The sequence below is a fragment of the Paenibacillus barcinonensis genome (assembly GCF_003217495.1).
GTDB lineage: Bacteria > Bacillota > Bacilli > Paenibacillales > Paenibacillaceae > Paenibacillus > Paenibacillus barcinonensis.
Map to the genome: position 1 here is coordinate 24,713 of NZ_QJSW01000005.1, position 19,869 is coordinate 44,581.

A 19,869-nucleotide genomic window follows, 5' to 3' on the forward strand; every position below is an offset into this window, starting at 1 on the left:
ATTTGATGACTGAAAAGCAAAGATATTGTGGAATAAGCTAAAAATAAAGCGCTATCATTTTTGTAATATTCCTGTAATATTAGTAACACAAGCCTTTAACAATGTGCGTTTATAATAACAGACATGACCCCCTTTTTTTTATATATCCTTTGAACCTGCACACCGTGTGCAGGTTATTTTTTTCTATCCTGACATGTTAGCCCTTGACTTTAGCACTGCGGTTCATTACAATCAGAAAATAATACGTTGGCTATAGTCAACTAAAGTCGTTTTTTGAAACCTATGACTGATTTGATGACGGGACCAAGTACTCCGTACCCACATGACCAGAGAGGAATCCCAAGGCTGTAAGGATTCTCTTGATGAGCGGACGAATGACTTCCCCGAGAACAGACGGCGAACAAGGCAGAGATATCTGCGGATCTTAGTAGCCGGCCTGCGCATGACGTGCGTTATACGTAAAGCGGAAGAGCTGTTTGAACCGGGAGGGTGCTTGTTAAACCATCCTTGCTCAGCAGATGACAACCTGAACGGCTGTAAGGTCAGGCTTCCGGAATGTGGGTGGTACCACGGGTGAATGTATATTACAATCTCTCGTCCCTTTGTTTGCTGTATAGGAGCAAACAGGGCGAGGGATTTTTTTGTTTTCAAGTTGATTCTCCCTGTACGCCGGAACGCAGAGTGTAGAACCAATCTGAAGAAACGAAGTTAAAAGCTTTCTACAAGAAAGCTGCTTCGGAAGATGGTACTACAATCGGAGTGGCTAAGTGTGCATTTAGGATTAACGTTTACAGAGAAAATCAATACTGGAGGGAAAAAGATGGCTTTTCAGAAACCGACAGGGACGCAGGACCTGCTGCCCGGTGTAGTGGAGAAATGGCAGTACGTAGAAGAAAAAGCACGTGACCTGTGCCGTCGTTTTAATTACCGCGAGATTCGTACACCCATTTTCGAGCAAACCTCATTGTTTGTGCGTGGTGTAGGTGAAACGACAGATATCGTAGAGAAAGAAATGTACACCTTTGATGACAAAGGTAATCGCAGCATGACACTTCGCCCGGAAGGAACGGCAGGTGTCGTTCGCGCTTATGTGGAGAACAAGCTGTACGGCGAGCCGGACGTGAGCAAACTGTATTATATTGGGCCGATGTTCCGTTATGAACGCCCGCAGGCAGGTCGCCAGCGTCAATTCCACCAGTTCGGAGTTGAGGCTCTGGGTGCGGTAGATCCGGCAATTGATGCCGAGGTGATTGCACTAGGGTATCAGCTTTGTGTCGAGCTTGGCCTGAAGGATGTCAAAGTGGAGATCAACTCGGTTGGTAATGCCAAGAGCCGTGCGGAATACCGTGAGACACTGCTGGGCTTCTTGAGACCGATGAAGGACAGCCTGTGCAAGGATTGCCAATCCCGTATGGAGCGTAATCCCCTGCGTGTGCTGGATTGTAAGGTAGATCAGGATAAATTCGTTGGAGCACCATCCATTCTGGACAGTCTCGATGAAGAATCGCTCAATCATTTTGCCAAGCTTCAGGCGTATCTGGATGATTTCGGAGTAGACTACGCGGTGAACAACCGGCTGGTACGTGGGCTGGATTATTACACTCTGACCGCTTTTGAGCTTAAAGCACAAGGCATCGGAGCTATTGATACCGTCGGCGGCGGTGGAAGATACAACGGTCTTGTCGGTGATATCGGCGGGCCAGATCAGCCAGGCATCGGCTTTGGTATCGGGCTGGAGCGGATTCAGCTGATTCTGGAGCACCAGAACATAGAAGTTACAACACTGGCTCCGCTGGATGTGTACTTTGTTGCTCTGGGCGAGGCAGCGGATCGTGAAGTGAACCGACTGCTCTTCAAGCTTCGTCAATCCGGGCTGTCTGGTGAACGCGATTATCTGGGTCGTAAAATGAAAGCTCAGATGAAGTCGGCGGATCGTTTTAAAGCCCGCTACACCGCGATCCTTGGCGATGACGAGCTGGAACGAGGCGAGATTGCACTGAAAGCGATGGATACAGGTGAACAGCAGACGGTGAAGCTGGATGATCTGGTTGCAGCGGTACGCGGGAACCAATAAATGTTGAATTAACCGGGATGTACAAGGAAGGCTTGAGCCTGTCTGTGCAGAACGGAAATTTATATAATGAGGAGTCTGATTATGAAAAGAAGTCATCATTGCGGCGCATTAACTAACGCACACATCGGTGAAACGGTAACATTGAACGGCTGGGTACAGACCCGCCGTGACCTGGGGGGCGTACTTTTTATTGATCTGCGTGACCGCAGCGGCATTGTACAGGTTGTTTTTAACCCGGCATATTCAGGTGAAGCTCTGCAAATCGCAGATCGCGTACGCAGCGAGTATGTTATCGCCGTAACGGGTAAAGTCGTTAAACGTGATCCAGAAACAGTAAACAAAAACCTGCCAACAGGTGAGATCGAAGTACAAATTACAGAAATTGAAGTGCTGAACGCGGCTAAAACACCTCCATTCTTCATTGAAGATGGTGTTGAGGTAGATGAGTCCCTGCGTTTGAAATATCGTTACCTGGACCTGCGTCGTCCGGAAATGTTCGAAACATTGAAGCTTCGTTCCAAAGCGTCCAAAGTGTTCCGTGACTTCCTGGACGGAGAAGAGTTTGTTGAGGTGGAAACACCAATTCTGACCAAGAGCTCCCCGGAAGGTGCGCGTGACTATCTCGTACCAAGCCGTGTGCATGAAGGTGAATTCTTCGCCCTGCCACAATCCCCACAAATCTACAAACAATTGTTGATGGTTGGTGGACTTGAGCGTTACTACCAGATCGCTCGTTGTTTCCGTGATGAAGACTTGCGTGCAGACCGTCAACCGGAATTCACTCAAGTCGACATCGAGACGTCCTTCCTGCAGCAGGATGACCTGTTGCCAATGATGGAACAGTTGATGGCGAAATTGTTGCGTGAAACAAAAGGTATTGAGCTGGAATTGCCGTTCCAACGGATTACGTATGCTGATGCAATGGGGAAATACGGTTCCGACAAGCCGGATCTGCGTTTTGGCATGGAACTGGTGGAAATGAATGATATCGTAGCAGGCAGCGGAGTGAAAGTATTTGCTTCCGTCATCGAAAAAGGTGGAGAAGTGAAGGTACTGAACGCCAAAGGCTGTGGTACTTGGAGCCGTAAAGAGATCGACGATCTCGGACCATTCGCTGCTCGTTACGGAGCTAAAGGTCTTGCTTGGATTCAAGTGAAGGACGGCGAGTTCAAAGGGCCAATCGTGAAGTTCTTTACGCCGGAAGAGATTGAAGCTGTTAAAGAACGTACAGGCGCTGAAGAAGGCGACTTGTTACTCTTCTCCGCTGACACCAAAAAAGTGGTTGCTGATGTTCTCGGTGCCCTGCGTCTGAAAATCGGACGTCAACTCGGTCTGATTGATGACAGCAAGTTCAAGTTTGCTTGGGTTGTGGACTTCCCGCTGCTCGGCTATGATGAAGAGGCGAAGCGTTATGTGGCTGAACACCATCCGTTCACACGTCCAAAAGACGAAGATGTACATCTGTTCGACACAGACCCGGGCGCAATCCGTGCCCAAGCCTATGACCTTGTTCTGAACGGTTATGAAGTTGGTGGCGGTTCGATGCGTATCTACAAGCGTGATGTACAGGAGAAAATGTTTGCTGCGCTTGGACTTACGCCAGAAGTAGCCAATGACAAATTCGGTTATCTGCTTGAAGCATTCGAATATGGTACACCACCACATGGCGGTATCGCTTTTGGTCTGGACCGTCTCGTGATGCTGCTGGCAGGACGCACAAATCTGCGTGAAACGATTGCCTTCCCGAAAACGGCAAGTGCAACCGATCTGCTGATGAATGCACCTTCCGAAGTGGACGGATCACAGCTTGAGCAGCTTCATATCCGTGTAGCCCGTAAACCGGTCGCGGAAAAGAAATAAAGGAGGCATCGATTCTCAATGCTCCATCAATTTTCAAGAACAGAGCTCGCTATCGGACCTGAAGGTCTGAACGCACTCAAAAATAGCACCGTAGCCGTACTCGGCATTGGCGGTGTAGGTGGTATTGCTGTAGAAGCATTGGCTCGCAGTGGTGTTGGACGAATTATTCTGATTGATAAAGATGTGGTGGACATCACAAACATCAATCGTCAGATTCATGCTCTTACGACGACGGTAGGTCAGAAGAAAGCCGACCTCATGGTAGAACGTGTGAAGCTGATCAATCCCGAATGTGACGCGATTGCGCTGAATATGTTTTACACTGAAGAAACGTATGAGGAACTGTTCAAGTATGAGCTGGACTATGTGCTGGATGCTTCTGACACGATTATCTATAAAGTGCACCTCATTAAAGAGTGTCTGAAACGTAAAATTCCAGTCATCTCCAGCATGGGCGCTGCCAATAAAATGGACCCGACGAAATTCCAGGTTGCGGATATTTCCAAAACGTCGATGGACCCTATTGCCCGTGTAGTTCGCACCAAGCTGCGTAAAGACGGCATCAAAAAAGGCGTAAAGGTGGTCTTCTCCACCGAGGAGCCGCTCAAGCCGCGTGCAGACGTGACACAGAAAATTGTGCCTGAAAATGCACCGGAGATTCGTAAAGCGAAGCAGCCACCAGCGAGTAACGCCTTTGTCCCACCAGTAGCGGGGCTGATTATGGTTAGTGTAGCAGTGAAAGACCTGCTTGCAGCAGCGGAGAAATCACAGGCGTAAGGTGAATCCTGCTCGTTCGCAGAGTGAATTAGTAAAATATTTACCCAGCCAGCGCGGGTGCCATGTGCACCTGCGCTTTTTGCTGTTTGCCTGCGGCATGTACTTCCCTGTGAAAACGGTGTATGATATGGTGTGGTGCGCGAAATGATGATATATACATACAGGATTGTAAGCAGAGAGGGGAACAGAACGAATGAAACACGGATGGATGTCCAGACAGCTGGGCATGACACCAGAAGATCAGTGGAAGAAGGAGATTGTGGCGGGTGCCATTTCCTATTTTGCTGTGGTTTATATTGTGATGGTTAATGCAACCATTCTTTCCGATGCAGGAATGCCGCTACAGGCAGCGATGGTGGGCACATTGCTCACGTCCATTGCCGGATGTCTGCTGATGGCTTTTGGCGGTAAATCACCTATTGTGGTGGTACCAGGTATGGGGATTAATGCGTTCTTCACATATACACTTGTGCACTCGATGAAGCTGACATGGCAGGAAGCGCTTGCTGTGGTAGCTGTAACGGGTGTGCTGTTTGCCATTGTTGCCTTTACATCGTTATACAAAATGATCAGTGAAGCGATCCCTAAAAATCTGCAACATGGCATAACCGTAGGGATTGGATTATTTCTAACATTTATCGGCTTGCAAAAGAGTGGTATCGTCATTGCCCACCAGACAACCTTTGTTGCGATTGGGCATTTCAATGATCCGAATGTTATCACAGCCTGTGTGACACTTGTGCTGGCAGTTATTCTATTCATACGCAATGTGCAGGGCGGGCTGCTCATCAGTATTTTGATCGGAACAGGGCTTGCATACCTGCTTGGAGCTGTACATCCTGGTGAACCGGTATCCGCGATGGAAGCACTGCGTCAATATGGGGGCTTATTCGGTCAATTGTCTCTGATGAAGCTGGCAGATATTGCGTTCTGGATTGCTGTATTCCTGCTGCTATTGATTGTAGTATTTGAAAATATTGGACTTATCACCGCTCAGACCAATATGATTGGTCGTCCGGGCCGGTTTAAGGGAAGCCTGCGTGCATTGTCGATTAGCACAGTGCTGGCAGGGATTTTCGGCAGCAGTCCGCCCGTGGCGGCAGCCGAGACTACAGCGGGCATCGCCGCAGGCGGCCGCACGGGCTTGACTCCGCTTGTGACAGCTGTGCTGTTTGGCGCGACCTTTTTCTTCATTCCGCTGCTCGGTTATATTCCCGACAGTGCGATTGCACCTATTTTGATCATCATCGGCGGTCTGATGGTACAGGGTGTGAAGGATATGGATTTCAGTGATTTTACCGAGGCATTTCCAGCGTTTCTGATTATGGTGATGATTCCTTTTACATACAGCATTGTGGATGGCATGGCTTTTGGATTTATCGCGTATCCTCTGGCCAAGCTGGCTGCGGGAAAAGGGAAAGAAGTGCCAGCGGTGATGTATGGCATCTCGATTCTGTTTCTGGCGAACTTTGTGCTGCACGGCATTCTGTAAAATAAAGGTGAACAGATCGAAAATGGGAGGAAAAGAGAATGGAAGAAGAGCAGCATGTGCATGCTCATACGGATGAACCGAAAGTAGGGAAGAAAGGTTTCATGGATTTTGTTAAACTCATCGCGTCCACGAATCCGCCGAAACTGATTCTGACTGTAGCTCTCATTCTGACGTTGATTCAAACGACAGCAGGATTAATCGTTCCCTTGATGACCAAAGGTTTGATTGATGGGCTGACCACATCAGCGCTGAACAAATCAGTTATTTTTCTATTACTCGGAGCTTTTGTCATTCAAGCCATCGCTTCAGGGATCAGCATCTATATGTTGAATTATGCGGGTCAGCGCGTTGTGGCCACACTTCGTACCAAGCTGTGGAACAAAGTATTATCGCTGCGCATGCCTTATTTTGACCGTAACCGTACCGGGGACACGATGAGCCGGATTACGAATGATACAAGCCAGATTATGATACTGATTGCGGATTATCTGGTTTCATTTGTCTCCAACATTGTTGCTGTGATCGGTGGTGTCGCACTTCTGTTTTATCTGGATTGGGTGATGTCGCTCATCATTCTGAGTCTGGTGCCGTTGACTATGCTGATTCTCATGCCAGTAGGCCGTAAAATGTACAAAATTTCTAAAAAACAGCAGGATGAGATGGCCGGGCTTACCTCCGTGTTGAGTCAGGTTATTAGTGAGATTCGACTGGTCAAAGCGTATGGAACGGAGAAGCAGGAAGCAGAGGCGGGGGATTCCCGTATTCGCAAAATGTTTGCGTTTGGCTTGCAGGAAGCGCGTATTCTGGCACTGATTGGTCCCTTGTTTACTTTTGTCATGACGGCTGTATTGGTTGTCATTCTCGGTGTTGGAGGGATGCGGGTAGCTTCCGGCCTGCTGTCACCAGGGGAATTGGTTGCGTTCATTCTGCTGCTTTTCCAGGTCATTATGCCGATGGGGCAGTTCACAACCTTATATTCACGTTTGCAAAAAGTAGTCGGTGCCACCGAGCGTATTCAGGCTATACTTGCGGATGAGGAGGAGCCGGATCATAGCACGAAGCAGGCTCCTCATGGCAATGACACGATTACATTTCACAATGTACACTTCTCCTATGTTACAGGCGAAGAGGTGCTGCATGGCATTAATCTGTCCGTTCCCACCCGGAAGGTGACAGCGATTGTTGGCCCGAGCGGCAGTGGTAAATCCACGCTTTTTTCACTGGTGGAGCAGTTCTATCTGCCAGATTCGGGCCATATCTCCTATGGGGAAGAGCCGATCAGCGAGTATTCCCTCGCTTCCTGGCGTAACAAGATCGGGTATGTATCGCAGGAAAGTCCCTTGATGGCGGGCACGATCAAAGACAACATCACCTATGGTTTAGACCGCGAGGTGACAATGGCCGAGATTAGAAGAGCGGCAGAAATGGCGTATTCCGCAGACTTTATAGACAAGCTGCCGCAAGGCTATGAGACGGAAGTTGGCGAACGCGGCATCAAGCTATCCGGCGGGCAGCGTCAGCGAATTGCTATTGCTCGTGCGTTACTGCGCAGCCCGGACATTCTGATGCTGGATGAAGCAACCTCCAGTCTGGATAGCACCTCGGAATACGAAGTGCAGCAGGCCTTGTCCAATTTGATGGAAGGCAGAACAACCATTGTTATTGCACATCGCTTATCGACGGTGGTGGACTCCGATCAGATTGTTGTACTGGAGCACGGACATGTTACCGGGACAGGAACTCACACAGAGCTGATCAGCACACATCCGGTCTATCGTGAGCTTGCGCAAAAGCAGTTTGTGGCACAGGATGTGGAGGGGCCGACTGCCCAAGAACGATAACAGCGGGCGTTGCAAGTTAAGCGCAAGACAAGAACATAGAAGGATTTTCGTTATTACCTGAACGGTAATTCAACGGGAATCCTTTTTTTATTTTCGTTTAAATTTCTCGAAATAAAGGAGGTAATCAGAAATGGTTTATTGTGAAATGATATTCAGTGTTACATGAAAAAAAAGGGTATGGCTTTCAGTTTCTCTATGTGATATAGTAGATATCCTTTTGTATTGCGCGATGTTCGGCGATGCAGAACAAATTATATCATTCTTAGGAGGTAACTGAAACATGAAAGACAGCTTTCAAAGTGCCTATCAAGAAGAAGAGTACAGGTTAGAGCGAACGATGGAAGAAGTGGATCGTCAGCTGGAGCGGCTGCGGAATTTCCCGGTGTATACCGGCCATGACTTCACGGAACAAGTGCTGGAAGCCGGACGTGAAGAACGTCGGAAAGCCTTGTCCAAGAGTGCGCAGCAACCCTATTTCGGACGCTTGGATTTCGAAGAGCAGGGCAGTGGGGAACGGAAACCGCTGTATATTGGCAAAATCGGTGTGGATCGCGAAGAGGTCGGTGAGCATCCGCTCGTCATTGATTGGCGTGCTCCGGTTGCAAGTTTGTTTTACTCCTTCACAGGAGGCGAGGCCTCTGCAACGTATGAAGCCCCGGAGGGTCTGATCGAAGGTCTGGTGTATTTGAAACGAAATGTTGTGATTCGACAGCGCATCCTGGAACGTGTGGCAGATACATATAACCGGGACAGTGACCAGCCAGCCGTATCTGACGAATTCCTCGTATACCGCCTTGGCGAAAACAAGGATAACAAGCTGCGGGATATCGTGTCCACAATTCAGGCCGAGCAGGATCAGATCATTCGGGCGGCGAGAAACACCGCGTTGATCATTCAAGGGGTAGCCGGATCAGGGAAAACAACGGTTGCCCTGCATCGTCTTGCTTTTCTGCTGTACCAGTATAAAGGGCAGGTGTCGGCTGAGAAAATGGTTATTTTTGCACCCAATCACATGTTTCTCGATTATATCTCGGATGTACTGCCAGAGCTCGGTGTAGGAGATATTCAGCAACGTACCTTCCCTGACTGGGCCATGAATCTGCTCGGATTGGATATGCCGCTTGCGGATGCGTCACAGACGCTGCATACGTGGTTTGAAACGCCTGCCGCACGACCCGAGCTGAATGATGAGGTTCCGGGACGCTTCAAGGGCTCAATTGGTTTCATGGAGCTGATTCGGGAATGGTTATCAGGGATGGAAGCGGAGTCTGTGCCGAATGTAGATTTCAGTCCGTGGGATGGAGCCGTGCTCAGCCAGCAGGAGATCGAAAACTGGTTTGGTACGGAATACAAGCATTATCCACTGGCGAAGCGCAAAGAGCGGGTAATGGCACGTATTCATCGCTGGATTGAGATGGAATTGAAGAAGCCGATGTCTGAAACGGTGCGTAAAGAACGCAAGAAAAAGGCAGCAACCCGTGAGAAGGCTTATGCTAAAAAATGGCCTGAGTACAACCCACTGACGCTGTACAAACAGCTGTTCAAGACCGTGAAAGGCGGGGCTGTACCTGCGTCGCTGAGTGTACGGATTCCGAAAGCGGTGATGAAACAGACGGGAGTCGACCTGAAGCAGGACGTTATCCGGGAAGAGGATCTGCCTGCACTCGTATACATCCATACACTGGTGAATGATATTGAAGGGTCGCAGCGATTTGACCATATTGTCATTGATGAAGCTCAGGATTTCTCTCCATTTCATGTGGCATTGCTGGATCAGTTCGTCAAAGGGCATTCCTTCACCATTCTCGGGGACTTGTCTCAGGGCATTCATGAGTATAGGGGGGTGCACGCATGGGAAGAGATGAGCTCGCTGTTTCCTGAGGAACAGAATGCGTATTTTGCCTTAACCCGAAGCTATCGTTCCACCATGGAAATCATTGATTATGCCAATACGATTCTGGAGCAGGGTGTGAAGAGTGGTATTACGGCAATTCCGGTGTTTCGTAGCGGTGATCCGGTGCGTACGCTTGCTTATGGAAGTGAAGGACGAGCAGGCAGTCTGGAGCGTGCTCTGAAGGTGCTGACGACTAAAGACTACCGAACGGTGTCAATCCTGACGCGTACACTGCATGAGGCCGAAGAGCTTCATCGGGAGCTGCAGACCGCAGGCTGGGATTTGAATCTGATCGACGGTGGCAAAAAGCAGTACAGTGGTGGACACTCCATTTTGCCCGTATATCTGTCCAAAGGTCTGGAGTTCGATGCAGCCATTGTAGCTGATGTAGACGAGCAGCACTATATGCCAGGGGCCGGCGATGCCAAATTGCTCTATGTAGGCTGTACACGGGCGTTGCATGAATTGTGGTTATTCCATGATGGCGGCATGCCTGAATATGCGGCAGCAACGCATAATGCCGAAGGCGAGCAGGTTACGATTCAAGGCTGGCCGGACGAAGACGCATCCTAGCTTAACGGTTGCCAGAGTTTGCATAACGTATAGATTAAAAGGCATGATGTGCAGGAATTTGTCCTGAACGCATGCCTTTTTTGCTTTTCTGAATATAATCAATGATTACAACGATGACGGAGAGAGACGGTTCACCAGATAGATGCCAAGCCCAATCAGCATACCTCCAGCCCCGACAAACCATTGAATTTGTTCCCCTAACATCACCCAGCTCGACAACACACCGAAAAACGGTGCAAGAAACAGGAAGGAACTGGTTTGAGCAGGATCACTGTTCTGCAGCAAATAAAACCAGAGCGAAAACTGCACAATAGAGCAGATCAGCGTCAGATAGAAGAGAGACAGGACAGAGACTGTCGTCACGGTAAAATGAGGCTCTTCCACCCATAAACTCAGCAGAAGTAAAAGGAGCCCTCCCGCAAGCATCTGATATGAAGTAAGCACAAAGGTATCAAAATGCTTGCCCCAACGTTTGATCAGCAGTGTGGATATGGCAAAGGAAATGGCGCCGCACAAACCGATCCAGGTTCCGGGGGTAAGGCTTATATGCCAGCCAAAAGTAAATAGAATGCCGGCAAAGCCTACAATTACGCCGATCCATTGGCTGAAACGATAGGTGATGCCGTACAACATTGCACTGAAAACAATGACGAGTAGCGGATTCGTAAACGTAATGATGGCTGATTCGCTGGAGGAAATCCAGTTCATGCTGTAATAGACACAGCCCATCACTCCGGCGGATTGAAACAGTCCGATGAGTATAATTTTAACCCATTCCTGCCACCTCCGTGGTAATGGACGCTTGCGCAGCACCAGGGCCATCACACTACCCGCCAGAATGTAGCGAAGTCCCATAAGTAGAAAGGGTGGTGCATACCCCATCCCTATTTTCCCCACAGGAAAAGAAGTTCCCATGATCAGTGTGGTGATGATAATCAGTAGGATGTATTTTACCGGATTGAGGGAGGATTCGACTCCGTTCGATCCAGTTGAACTGCGGTTTAGGGTGCTCATAACGTTTGTCCACCGTCTACCGTGATGAGCTGTCCTGTCATCGCTGGCTGCTCAAGGGCAGCACAGATCATATGGGCGATATCTTCAGGCGAAGCGATTCGCTTCAGCAATAATTGTCCTCCGAGCTGATGCATTCGTTCCTCATGGCCAGCCCACCAACGTGTTGCAACAGCTCCGGGAATGATTGCATTCACACGAATATGAGGAGAGAGCGCATGAGCCAGAGATAAAGTCAGGCCGTGGACTGCTGCTTTGGATACAGCATATGGAAGTGATGAGCCTTTGCCGGTGCTGCCTGCAATACTGCCCAGATTGACGATGGCCCCTCCACCAGCCTGTTTCATGCCCTCGGTTACAGCTCGAACGCAGTGAAACATGCCCTTCACATTAACATCGTGGAGCTCATTCCAAATCTCATCTGTCACCATTTCGAGGTCATCTAAGGGGATATGATAGGTCATTCCGGCACTGTTCACCAGATCCGTAACGGGTCCAACCATTTCAGTGATCTCTCTAACCATTTGACGTACTTCTGTATCACTGGCAACATTGGCTTGAATGGAAAAAGCACGGCCACCTTGATTCAGGATATGCTGCACGGTTTCTTCTGCAGCCTGCTTGGAGCGAGAATAATTCAGTACAACCCGTGCCCCTCGTTCCGCAAGCATTGTACTGACAGCACGGCCAATGCCTGTTCCCCCGCCTGTAATTAAAACAATTCGATCTGCCCAGTAGGTCATATTGAACACTCCTTTTATATTGCCTGATCTGCTTTACAATCTGTTTGAACGATCTGAATTCATTGTAGTGTGCTTTCTGTATGGAGTATAATGATTACTAATGAACTGGATATCATTTTGGATGATGTCAGAGTGGGGGAATGATGGATGGAGAGCGGGGACCTTCGTATATTTCAATGTGTGGCACAGGAAGGCAATCTGACGCGGGCTGCTGCCAAGCTGGGGTATGTGCAGTCCAACGTTACGGCACGCATCCGGCATCTGGAGTCTGAGGTAGGCACGCCGTTGTTCATCCGCCACAATCGGGGAATGACCTTGGCACCAGCGGGAGAGATGCTGCTCACCTATGCGGATAAAATTATTGGCCTGTTAAATGATGCTTCCAGAGCACTGCAGGCTACCAGCACACCCTCGGGTCCTTTGCAAATTGGTTCGATCCAGACAGCTGCTGCGGTAAGGCTGCCGCGTCTGCTGGCGAAATATTATAGCCAGTACCCGGATGTTTCACTGGCACTGGCTACAGGTCATTCCCAGATGTTGATTGATCAGGTGGTCGGGTATGAACTGGAAGGAGCTTTTATTGGCTGCTCCTGTGACCATTCTGACATTAAATCTGTGGATGTATTTGACGAGGAGCTGTTTATCGTATCCTCTCCGGCTCTATCAGAGCATGAGCTGACACGAAAGCCGATTCTGGTTTATAGCATGGGCTGCTCCTACCGTAAAATTCTCGAGGACTGGATGCTCCTGAGCGGTGTCCACCGCCCTGTCATTATGGAATTCGGGACACTGGAGGCCATTATCAGCGGCGTAGCCTCAGGTATGGGAATCTCCCTGCTGCCCGAAATTGTGATTCAACAGCAGATTCAAAGTGGTATGCTGCACAAGCATACTCTTCCTGAAGGCATGAACCGCATGATGACCCGTTTTATTACACGCAAGGACGCGTTCGTCAGCAGTGCGCTTGGCGCATTTATAGCCATGCTGCCTCAGGGATGTGATATGATAGCGAGTGGAGAATCATTGGTTGATAATAGCTCAGGACGCACACTGCTGCATGGCAAGTGATGTTTTAGATGCAGCATTAACATTAAAATTGGCAATCCGTTAAGGAAGTGAACTATACATGGATTTATTTTCGTTTCAACAGGATACACAGCCGCAGGCCAGATTGTTAGCAGATCGTATGCGGCCCGAGCATCTGGATGAATATATCGGACAGGAGCATATTATTGGCCCCGGAAAGCTGCTGCGCCGAGCCATTGAGGCCGATCAGATTTCTTCTATTCTGCTGTACGGTCCGCCAGGCTGCGGCAAGACTACTCTGGCCCACATTATCTCTCAGCACACGCAGGGACAATTCGTACGGCTGAACGCCGTAGACGCTTCGGTCAAGGATGTGCGCGAAGTCATTGAGCAGGCTCAGACGAATAAGCAGCTGTACGGAAGCAAGACGATTCTGTTTCTTGACGAGGTGCATCGCTTCAACAGCTCACGTCAAGACGCGCTCCTGCCAGCGGTGGAGAAGGGCACGATCATTTTTATCGGCGCAACGACGGAGAACCCTTTTCATTATGTAAACGGAGCCTTAATGAGTCGTTCTACCCTGTTTCAGCTGGAATCGCTCACCAAGGAGCACTCTATGGTGGCGATGCGCAGAGCGCTAGGTGATGCAGATAAAGGTCTTGGCTTTATGGAGCTGCGGGCAGACGACGAAGCGCTGGAGCACATTGCAACGATGGCCAACGGCGATATTCGCCGTGCCTTGAACGCACTGGAGCTGGCTGCGCTAACTACACCGCCTGAGCCGGATGGAACGGTTCACATCACGCTGGCTGTTGCGGAAGAGTCGATTCGCCGTCCTATTGTCAAGGCAGATGAGTCTACGCAGTATGACGTGCTGTCTGCTTTTCACAAAAGTATTCGCGGTTCGAGCGATGCAGCGCTGTTCTGGTTTCTGTATGCGGTGGAGAAGCTGGGAATGGACCCGATGACGTTTATTCGTCGCCTGATTGCAGCGAGCAGTGAGGACATTGGACTTGCCAATCCGCAGGCGATGACACAGGCAATTGGCGCACTGGACGCTTACCGTAATAACGGCTGGCCTGAGGCGAAGCTGAATATTGCGCAAGCGATTCTGTTTGCAGTGGAAAGTCCCAAATCGAATGCAGTGTACACAGCGATATCCAGAGCGATGAGTGCGATGGATGAGGTGAAATCGGCTGAAGTGCCGCTACATCTGAGAGATACACATTATTCAGGTGCCGCTAAGCTGGGGCATGAAGGATATCAGTATCCACATAACTATCCGGGCCATTATGTGAAGCAGGAGTATTTGCCAAAGCAGCTGTCCCGCAAAATTTTCTATGAAGCGACAGAGCAGGGAAATGAAGCAAAGATCAGGCTGAACCAGCAGCGGCGCAGAGAACTGTAATTTGTGTTGTTAGTGACAGTGCAGGTTCAAGCTGGTCAGTATAATCAGATAATCGTGATCTGGTCATTCCAGGTTAACCAACGATAGATTCCAAAGCTTGATCCGGGGGATGGACACAGATGAGAGAGTTAGCATATATCGGGGCAGGCGGATTCATGGGCACTTTGACGAGGTATGCCATTCAACTCGCGATGCCTGCTGCCAACACGGGTTTTCCTTGGGCAGTACTGCTTATTAATGCGGCAGGCTGTCTGTTTCTCGGATGGTTTTTTACAATCGCTATACCTGATAAAATAACACCACGGCTTCGCCTCGCCATCGGCACAGGATTTACTGGAGCGTTCACAACGTTCTCCACCTTTACACTGGATATTGTCCGATTATCCGGGGATGGAGAATGGCTCAAAGCTGCGATTTATCTTGTTTTTAGCATTGCGGCGGGACTTCTGCTCTGTGCGCTTGGCATCAAGCTGGGAAATGACATGCTCGCATCCTCCAAACAGGAGGGGGATATTCGATGATCATATGGATTGGGCTTGCCGGGGTGCTGGGTGCGTTGCTTCGTTATAGCCTGGGTAAAGTAATCACAGATAAACTCGGAAGTGCATTTCCCTGGGGCACCTGGTTGATTAACGTTAGTGGCTCTTTGCTTCTTGGACTGCTCTATGGCAGCCATCAAGCAGGGAGGATACCTGATGAAATGTGGGTTGTATGGGGAACAGGCTTCTGCGGAGCATACACCACCTTCTCTACCTTTGGTTATGAAACCATAACGCTGATGGGACAGGAACGATACGGTAAAGCGGCTCTGTATGTGGCAAGCTCTGTTGTGGTGGGGGTATTAGGGTGTCTAGCGGGTGTCTCGCTCACTACATAACTATCTATTTTAATTTTTTTTGCAAAAAAAGCAGGAAAAAAGCCATCCTTCATGGTATTACATGAAAGACGGCTTTTTTTGTAGGAATACATGGGATTGACCTGCTCATGCTTTATATACTTGTGGCAGGTAATCCGTCCGGCAAGTCCTGCATGTTATTGCATCGCCGGTACGGGTACTTTCTGTACCTGATCAATCGTACCGCCGCCGAGACACACCTCTCCGTCATAGAAAACAACAGCTTGTCCCGGTGTAATCGCTTTTTGCTGCTGATCAAACTGCACATCGACACTGCCGTCTGCCTGCCAAGTCAATATAACGCCTTGATCCGGCTGGCGATAACGGAATTTGGCTGTGCAGCGGAACGGAACGTTTGGCGTGTGCTCTGCACCTGCGATCCAGTTCACGCCTGTTGCTGTCAGGCCAGTAGAGTATAAGCTTGCATGAGCATCGCCTTGCACCACAAGCAGTTGATTGTTGTCGAGGTCCTTGTCAGCGACAAACCAAGGCTCGCCATTGCCTGAACCGCCGATGCCAAGGCCTTGGCGTTGACCCAGGGTGTAATACATCAGACCATCGTGGCGGCCTTTGACCTCACCAGTCACGATATCAATCATGTCTCCACCTTTGGCGGGCAGATAGTTGCTCAAGAACTCCTTGAAATTGCGTTCGCCGATGAAGCATACACCTGTGCTGTCTTTTTTCTTGGCGGTGTACAGGCCGGCAGCTTCAGCGATTTTGCGTACTTCCGGTTTAGGCAGGTGACCAATCGGGAACATGGCTTTGGAGAGCTGCTTTTGACTAAGAGCGTTCAGGAAATAAGTTTGATCCTTGTTGTTGTCTACACCACGAAGTAACTTGAAAGCGCCATCCTCTTCAATGAGGCGTGCATAGTGACCTGTAGCTACATAATCTGCACCGAGATCCAGCGCTTTGTTCAGAAATTCACCAAACTTGATCTCACGATTGCACATGACATCCGGATTCGGCGTACGACCCGACTTATATTCATCAAGGAAATAGGTAAATACTTTATCAAAGTATTCTTTCTCGAAGTTGACAGTGTAATATGGAATGCCGATCTGCTCGCATACCCGGCGCACGTCCTCTGAATCTTCTTCAGCGGTACAGTGACCGAACTCGTCCGTATCATCCCAGTTTTTCATGAAAATGCCGATGACATCGTAACCTTGCTCCTTGAGAAGCAACGCGGTTACAGATGAATCTACACCTCCGGACATGCCAACGACGACCCGTGTATTTTCATTTGCTTTGGACATCGTTATCACCATTTCTATATATAAATGTGTTTCGTTTCTATTTTAGCATAACCCGGCTCAACTTACGATACACCCGGCCAATTTTGGATGATGTCCACTCCAGACGCACATTTTGCAATATCGTCAATCTTTCTTTTCCATAACGCATGCAATTATGTTAACATTACTTGAGGGTTATGATCGGAATAGGGTGGATTAGAATGAGAAGATCTGTTTCCTGCGTTCCTGCTAGACGGAACTGTGCATTGGACGGTCATGAACCAAGGCGAAAATATCACTTAGAAACAAATCATAAGGCATATTCCTGTTTGTTTTTCTGAAAATTGAAAGAGGTGACTCCTTTGAAAATATCGACAAAAGGCCGTTATGGTCTCACGATTATGATGGAGCTGGCTGCCAGAACTGGCGAAGGCCCTACATCACTTAAAAGCATTGCCGAGCGTAATCAGCTCTCGGAGCACTATTTGGAGCAATTGATTGCACCTTTGCGTAATGCCGGATTGGTAAAAAGTATTCGCGGCGCATATGGCGGTTATATTTTGGCAGGTGACCCTGCAACGGTAACAGCGGGAGACGTCATCCGTGTGCTGGAAGGTCCCATTTCTCCTGTAGACTTTACGGAAGAAGATGACCCGGCGAAGCGTGATCTGTGGTTGCGCATTCGTGACAGCATCGCAGAGGTGCTGGATTCAACGACCCTGAAAGATCTGATTAACTTCGAGGATCAGGAGAAAAAAGATTCGTATATGTTCTACATTTAGCCGTAATACGAGTTAATCATCCAGACTACACACTAAAGCCCCCACAATGGGGGCTTTAGCCGTGCCAACAGAGATAAAAGCATTTCGTGATTATTCTGGTGTTTTATTATCCTTGTTTATTAAACAAAAGATATGCAATGACATAATGAAATTTAACAACCAATGAGGTGACAGCAATGCAACGTATTTATTTGGATCACGCCGCATCGACACCTATGCATGCACGCGTCGCTGAAGCGATGCTGAAGGTGATGACCGGACAGTATGGTAATGCATCCAGCATTCATGCTTTCGGACGGGAGGCTAAACGGACAGTTAGTGGAGCAAGAGATGTGATCGCGGCATCTTTGGGCTGCTTTCCGGACGAGCTTGTCTTCACAGGTGGCGGCACAGAGAGTGACAACCTGGCGATTTTTGGTGCGGTTGCTTCCAGAGCGGAGCGGGGAAGGCATGTGATTACTACGTCGATTGAACATCATGCTGTATTGCATTCCTGCCAGGAGCTGGAGCGTCAGGGCTTCGATGTGACTTATCTGGGAGTGGATAAATACGGACGCATAAGAATGGAGGAGCTGCGTGAGGCCATTCGCCCGGACACGGTGCTGATTACCATGATGTATGCTAACAATGAAGTTGGCACCATTCAGCCGATCCATGAGGTTGGGGAGCTGGCCCGCCAGCATGGCATTTTGTTCCATACCGATGCGGTTCAGGCACTGGGCAGTCAGTCTATCTCATGCAGGGACTTGCCTGTAGATCTGATCAGCTTCTCAGCACACAAAATTAACGGTCCTCAAGGTGTCGGTGCCCTGTATGTCAGACGCGGCGTTAATTTGGAAGCAAGATCGCATGGGGGATTGCAGGAACGCAAACGTCGTGCAGGTACAGAGAATATTGCAGGGATCACAGGATTTGCAGAAGCGCTCAAGATCATAACCGAGCAAGCAGATGCGCATCTTCAGCATGATCTGGAGCTCAGAACACTGCTGCTTGATCAACTTACCATTCATGTGGGCTCAGAACATTTTCATGTCAACGGACATCCCGAGCACACGTTACCTAACGTCCTCAATATTAGCTTTCCCGAGGTCTCTACCGAGACGATGCTGATGAATCTGGATATGGAGGGCATTGCTGTTGCGAGTGGCTCGGCTTGTACTTCCGGTTCGCTGGAAGTATCCCATGTGCTGCAAGCGATGCATTTGCCAGAGACATTTTTACAGTCTGCGATTCGATTTAGCTGGGGGTTGGGTAATACTACAAAAGAAATCATCATAACCGCCGAAAAAATTGGAACCATTCTCGAACGCCTTCGTAATAGACCTTGAGGGGCTCTATATACTTGGAACAGAAGGAGGGAAGCAGTTCCATTTTCATCGGTTGCATAGAAGCGGTTTGATGATCGGCGTCTGATTGTCACTCATCAACTTTGGGCATACCTAGCAATAACGCCGCGACTATACAATGTGAAGAAGATGAGGGGGACCCAGCGATGAAGCTTCAGGAAATGATCGGACTTGCCGTTTTTGATGTCGAGGACGGGAAGCAGGTCGGTAAAATCCAGGATTTCATTGTGAATGATGATTGGGAGATTGAAGGCATTGAACTTGAGAACAAAGGCCTGTTTACCAATCATGTCAAAATGGTGCGATGGGAACATATCGTTGCCTATGGCGAAGATGCCGTCATGATCCGTAATCAACAGGCTGTCCGCAAGACGGGGGCCGACGACATAAAGTATACGTACCTCCTTGGTCGCTCGAAGCTGAAGGAGATGTCCGTGCTCACCGAAGAAGGTTTGCTGCTCGGACGAGTCTCCGATGTTTATTTTGACCAGGAGTTGGGAAATACAATAATAGGGATTGAAATTACGGACGGTTTTGTGTCCGATCTGATCGAGGGCCGTAAATGGCTGCCATGTACAAGTGAGATGTCTATCGGAGAAAGTGCCATTATGGTGCCGCCGCTGAGTGAACAGCGCTTGGAAAATGCCATTCATTCTGTTAATGGATAGGTGAATGAAGATGAAATGTCCAAATTGTAGTTCGAAAGATATCGGAAAAATTGGCTCCCATCAGTTTTATTGCTGGGGATGCTTTATTGAATTAACGGTAAACGGTGAGAAAATGTCTGTTTATCAGGTGGAAGAGGATGGCACGTTAAGCTCTCTGGATGATCTGTTCTTTGGAGAAGAGCTGCCACAAGACTTCCCTCACATTCATGCTTCTTCTTAAATTGTGCATAACTTCCTC

17 protein-coding genes are annotated in these 19,869 nt (G+C 48.9%); 14 read left to right on the forward strand and 3 right to left on the reverse strand.

Translation table 11 applies throughout. The features are described 5' to 3' along the window. Positions 1-820 precede the first annotated feature (820 nt). From hisS to DFQ00_RS09525, 6 genes are all read left to right on the forward strand, one after another. Positions 821-2,074: a histidine--tRNA ligase gene (hisS, locus tag DFQ00_RS09500; RefSeq protein ID WP_110896251.1), complete on the forward strand. Its 1,254-nt coding sequence runs from the start codon at positions 821-823 to the stop codon at positions 2,072-2,074. Between the two features lie 81 nt (positions 2,075-2,155). After that, positions 2,156-3,934, forward strand: a complete 1,779-nt coding sequence (gene aspS, locus DFQ00_RS09505) for an aspartate--tRNA ligase (protein WP_110896252.1) — start codon at positions 2,156-2,158, stop codon at positions 3,932-3,934. 18 nt (positions 3,935-3,952) lie between these two features. Beyond that, positions 3,953-4,711 (forward strand): tRNA threonylcarbamoyladenosine dehydratase, encoded by a 759-nt coding sequence (locus DFQ00_RS09510; protein WP_110896253.1) that lies wholly within the window; start codon positions 3,953-3,955, stop codon positions 4,709-4,711. A 193-nt stretch (positions 4,712-4,904) separates the two neighbouring features. Further along, on the forward strand, positions 4,905-6,203 hold the full coding sequence (locus DFQ00_RS09515) for an NCS2 family permease (RefSeq protein WP_110896254.1): 1,299 nt from the start codon (positions 4,905-4,907) through the stop codon (positions 6,201-6,203). A 38-nt stretch (positions 6,204-6,241) separates the two neighbouring features. After that, the gene (locus DFQ00_RS09520; RefSeq protein WP_174812151.1) at positions 6,242-8,044 is read left to right on the forward strand and encodes an ABC transporter ATP-binding protein; all 1,803 of its coding nucleotides are present in this window, start codon (positions 6,242-6,244) and stop codon (positions 8,042-8,044) included. Positions 8,045-8,324: 280 nt separating this feature from the next. Next, positions 8,325-10,511, forward strand: coding sequence for a HelD family protein (locus DFQ00_RS09525; protein WP_110896255.1), 2,187 nt, complete (start codon positions 8,325-8,327; stop codon positions 10,509-10,511). A 105-nt stretch (positions 10,512-10,616) separates the two neighbouring features. Here the strand turns inward: DFQ00_RS09525 and DFQ00_RS09530 are convergent, their stop codons facing one another. Together DFQ00_RS09530 and DFQ00_RS09535 are read right to left on the reverse strand one after the other, a co-directional pair. Further along, positions 10,617-11,525, reverse strand: coding sequence for a DMT family transporter (locus DFQ00_RS09530; RefSeq protein WP_110896256.1), 909 nt, complete (start codon positions 11,523-11,525; stop codon positions 10,617-10,619). Continuing rightward, entirely contained in the window at positions 11,522-12,265 is a 744-nt protein-coding gene (locus tag DFQ00_RS09535; protein WP_110896257.1) for an SDR family NAD(P)-dependent oxidoreductase, read from the reverse strand. The genes DFQ00_RS09530 and DFQ00_RS09535 overlap by 4 nt, the downstream gene beginning before the upstream one ends. A gap of 147 nt (positions 12,266-12,412) precedes the next feature. On the opposite strand from DFQ00_RS09535, the gene DFQ00_RS09540 reads away from it, so the two are divergent. The 4 genes from DFQ00_RS09540 to crcB all read left to right on the forward strand — a co-directional run bounded on the left by DFQ00_RS09540 (position 12,413) and on the right by crcB (position 15,576). After that, positions 12,413-13,333, forward strand: a complete 921-nt coding sequence (locus tag DFQ00_RS09540) for a LysR family transcriptional regulator (protein ID WP_110896258.1) — start codon at positions 12,413-12,415, stop codon at positions 13,331-13,333. A 58-nt stretch (positions 13,334-13,391) separates the two neighbouring features. Then, positions 13,392-14,699 carry a replication-associated recombination protein A gene (locus DFQ00_RS09545; RefSeq protein ID WP_110896259.1) on the forward strand — a complete coding sequence of 436 codons (1,308 nt, stop codon included), beginning with the start codon at positions 13,392-13,394 and terminating at the stop codon, positions 14,697-14,699. A 119-nt stretch (positions 14,700-14,818) separates the two neighbouring features. After that, on the forward strand, positions 14,819-15,220 hold the full coding sequence (locus tag DFQ00_RS09550; protein ID WP_110896260.1) for a fluoride efflux transporter FluC: 402 nt from the start codon (positions 14,819-14,821) through the stop codon (positions 15,218-15,220). Beyond that, the gene (gene crcB, locus DFQ00_RS09555; protein ID WP_110896261.1) at positions 15,217-15,576 is read left to right on the forward strand and encodes a fluoride efflux transporter CrcB; all 360 of its coding nucleotides are present in this window, start codon (positions 15,217-15,219) and stop codon (positions 15,574-15,576) included. The genes DFQ00_RS09550 and crcB overlap by 4 nt, the downstream gene beginning before the upstream one ends. 155 nt (positions 15,577-15,731) lie before the next feature. On the opposite strand, the gene mnmA is transcribed toward crcB, so the two are convergent. After that, positions 15,732-16,856: a tRNA 2-thiouridine(34) synthase MnmA gene (mnmA, locus tag DFQ00_RS09560; protein ID WP_110896262.1), complete on the reverse strand. Its 1,125-nt coding sequence runs from the start codon at positions 16,854-16,856 to the stop codon at positions 15,732-15,734. Positions 16,857-17,197: 341 nt separating this feature from the next. Between mnmA and cymR the strand changes: the two genes are divergently transcribed. The 4 genes from cymR to DFQ00_RS09580 all read left to right on the forward strand — a co-directional run bounded on the left by cymR (position 17,198) and on the right by DFQ00_RS09580 (position 19,851). Continuing rightward, a complete protein-coding gene (cymR, locus tag DFQ00_RS09565) occupies positions 17,198-17,617 on the forward strand; it encodes a cysteine metabolism transcriptional regulator CymR (RefSeq protein ID WP_110896263.1) in 420 nt (139 codons plus the stop codon). A 176-nt stretch (positions 17,618-17,793) separates the two neighbouring features. Further along, on the forward strand, positions 17,794-18,945 hold the full coding sequence (locus DFQ00_RS09570) for a cysteine desulfurase family protein (RefSeq protein ID WP_110896264.1): 1,152 nt from the start codon (positions 17,794-17,796) through the stop codon (positions 18,943-18,945). 164 nt (positions 18,946-19,109) lie between these two features. Further along, positions 19,110-19,631 carry a PRC-barrel domain-containing protein gene (locus DFQ00_RS09575; protein ID WP_110896265.1) on the forward strand — a complete coding sequence of 174 codons (522 nt, stop codon included), beginning with the start codon at positions 19,110-19,112 and terminating at the stop codon, positions 19,629-19,631. Between the two features lie 10 nt (positions 19,632-19,641). Continuing rightward, complete coding sequence (locus tag DFQ00_RS09580; protein WP_090915543.1) at positions 19,642-19,851, forward strand: hypothetical protein; 210 nt, start codon at positions 19,642-19,644, stop codon at positions 19,849-19,851. Positions 19,852-19,869: the final 18 nt, after the last annotated feature.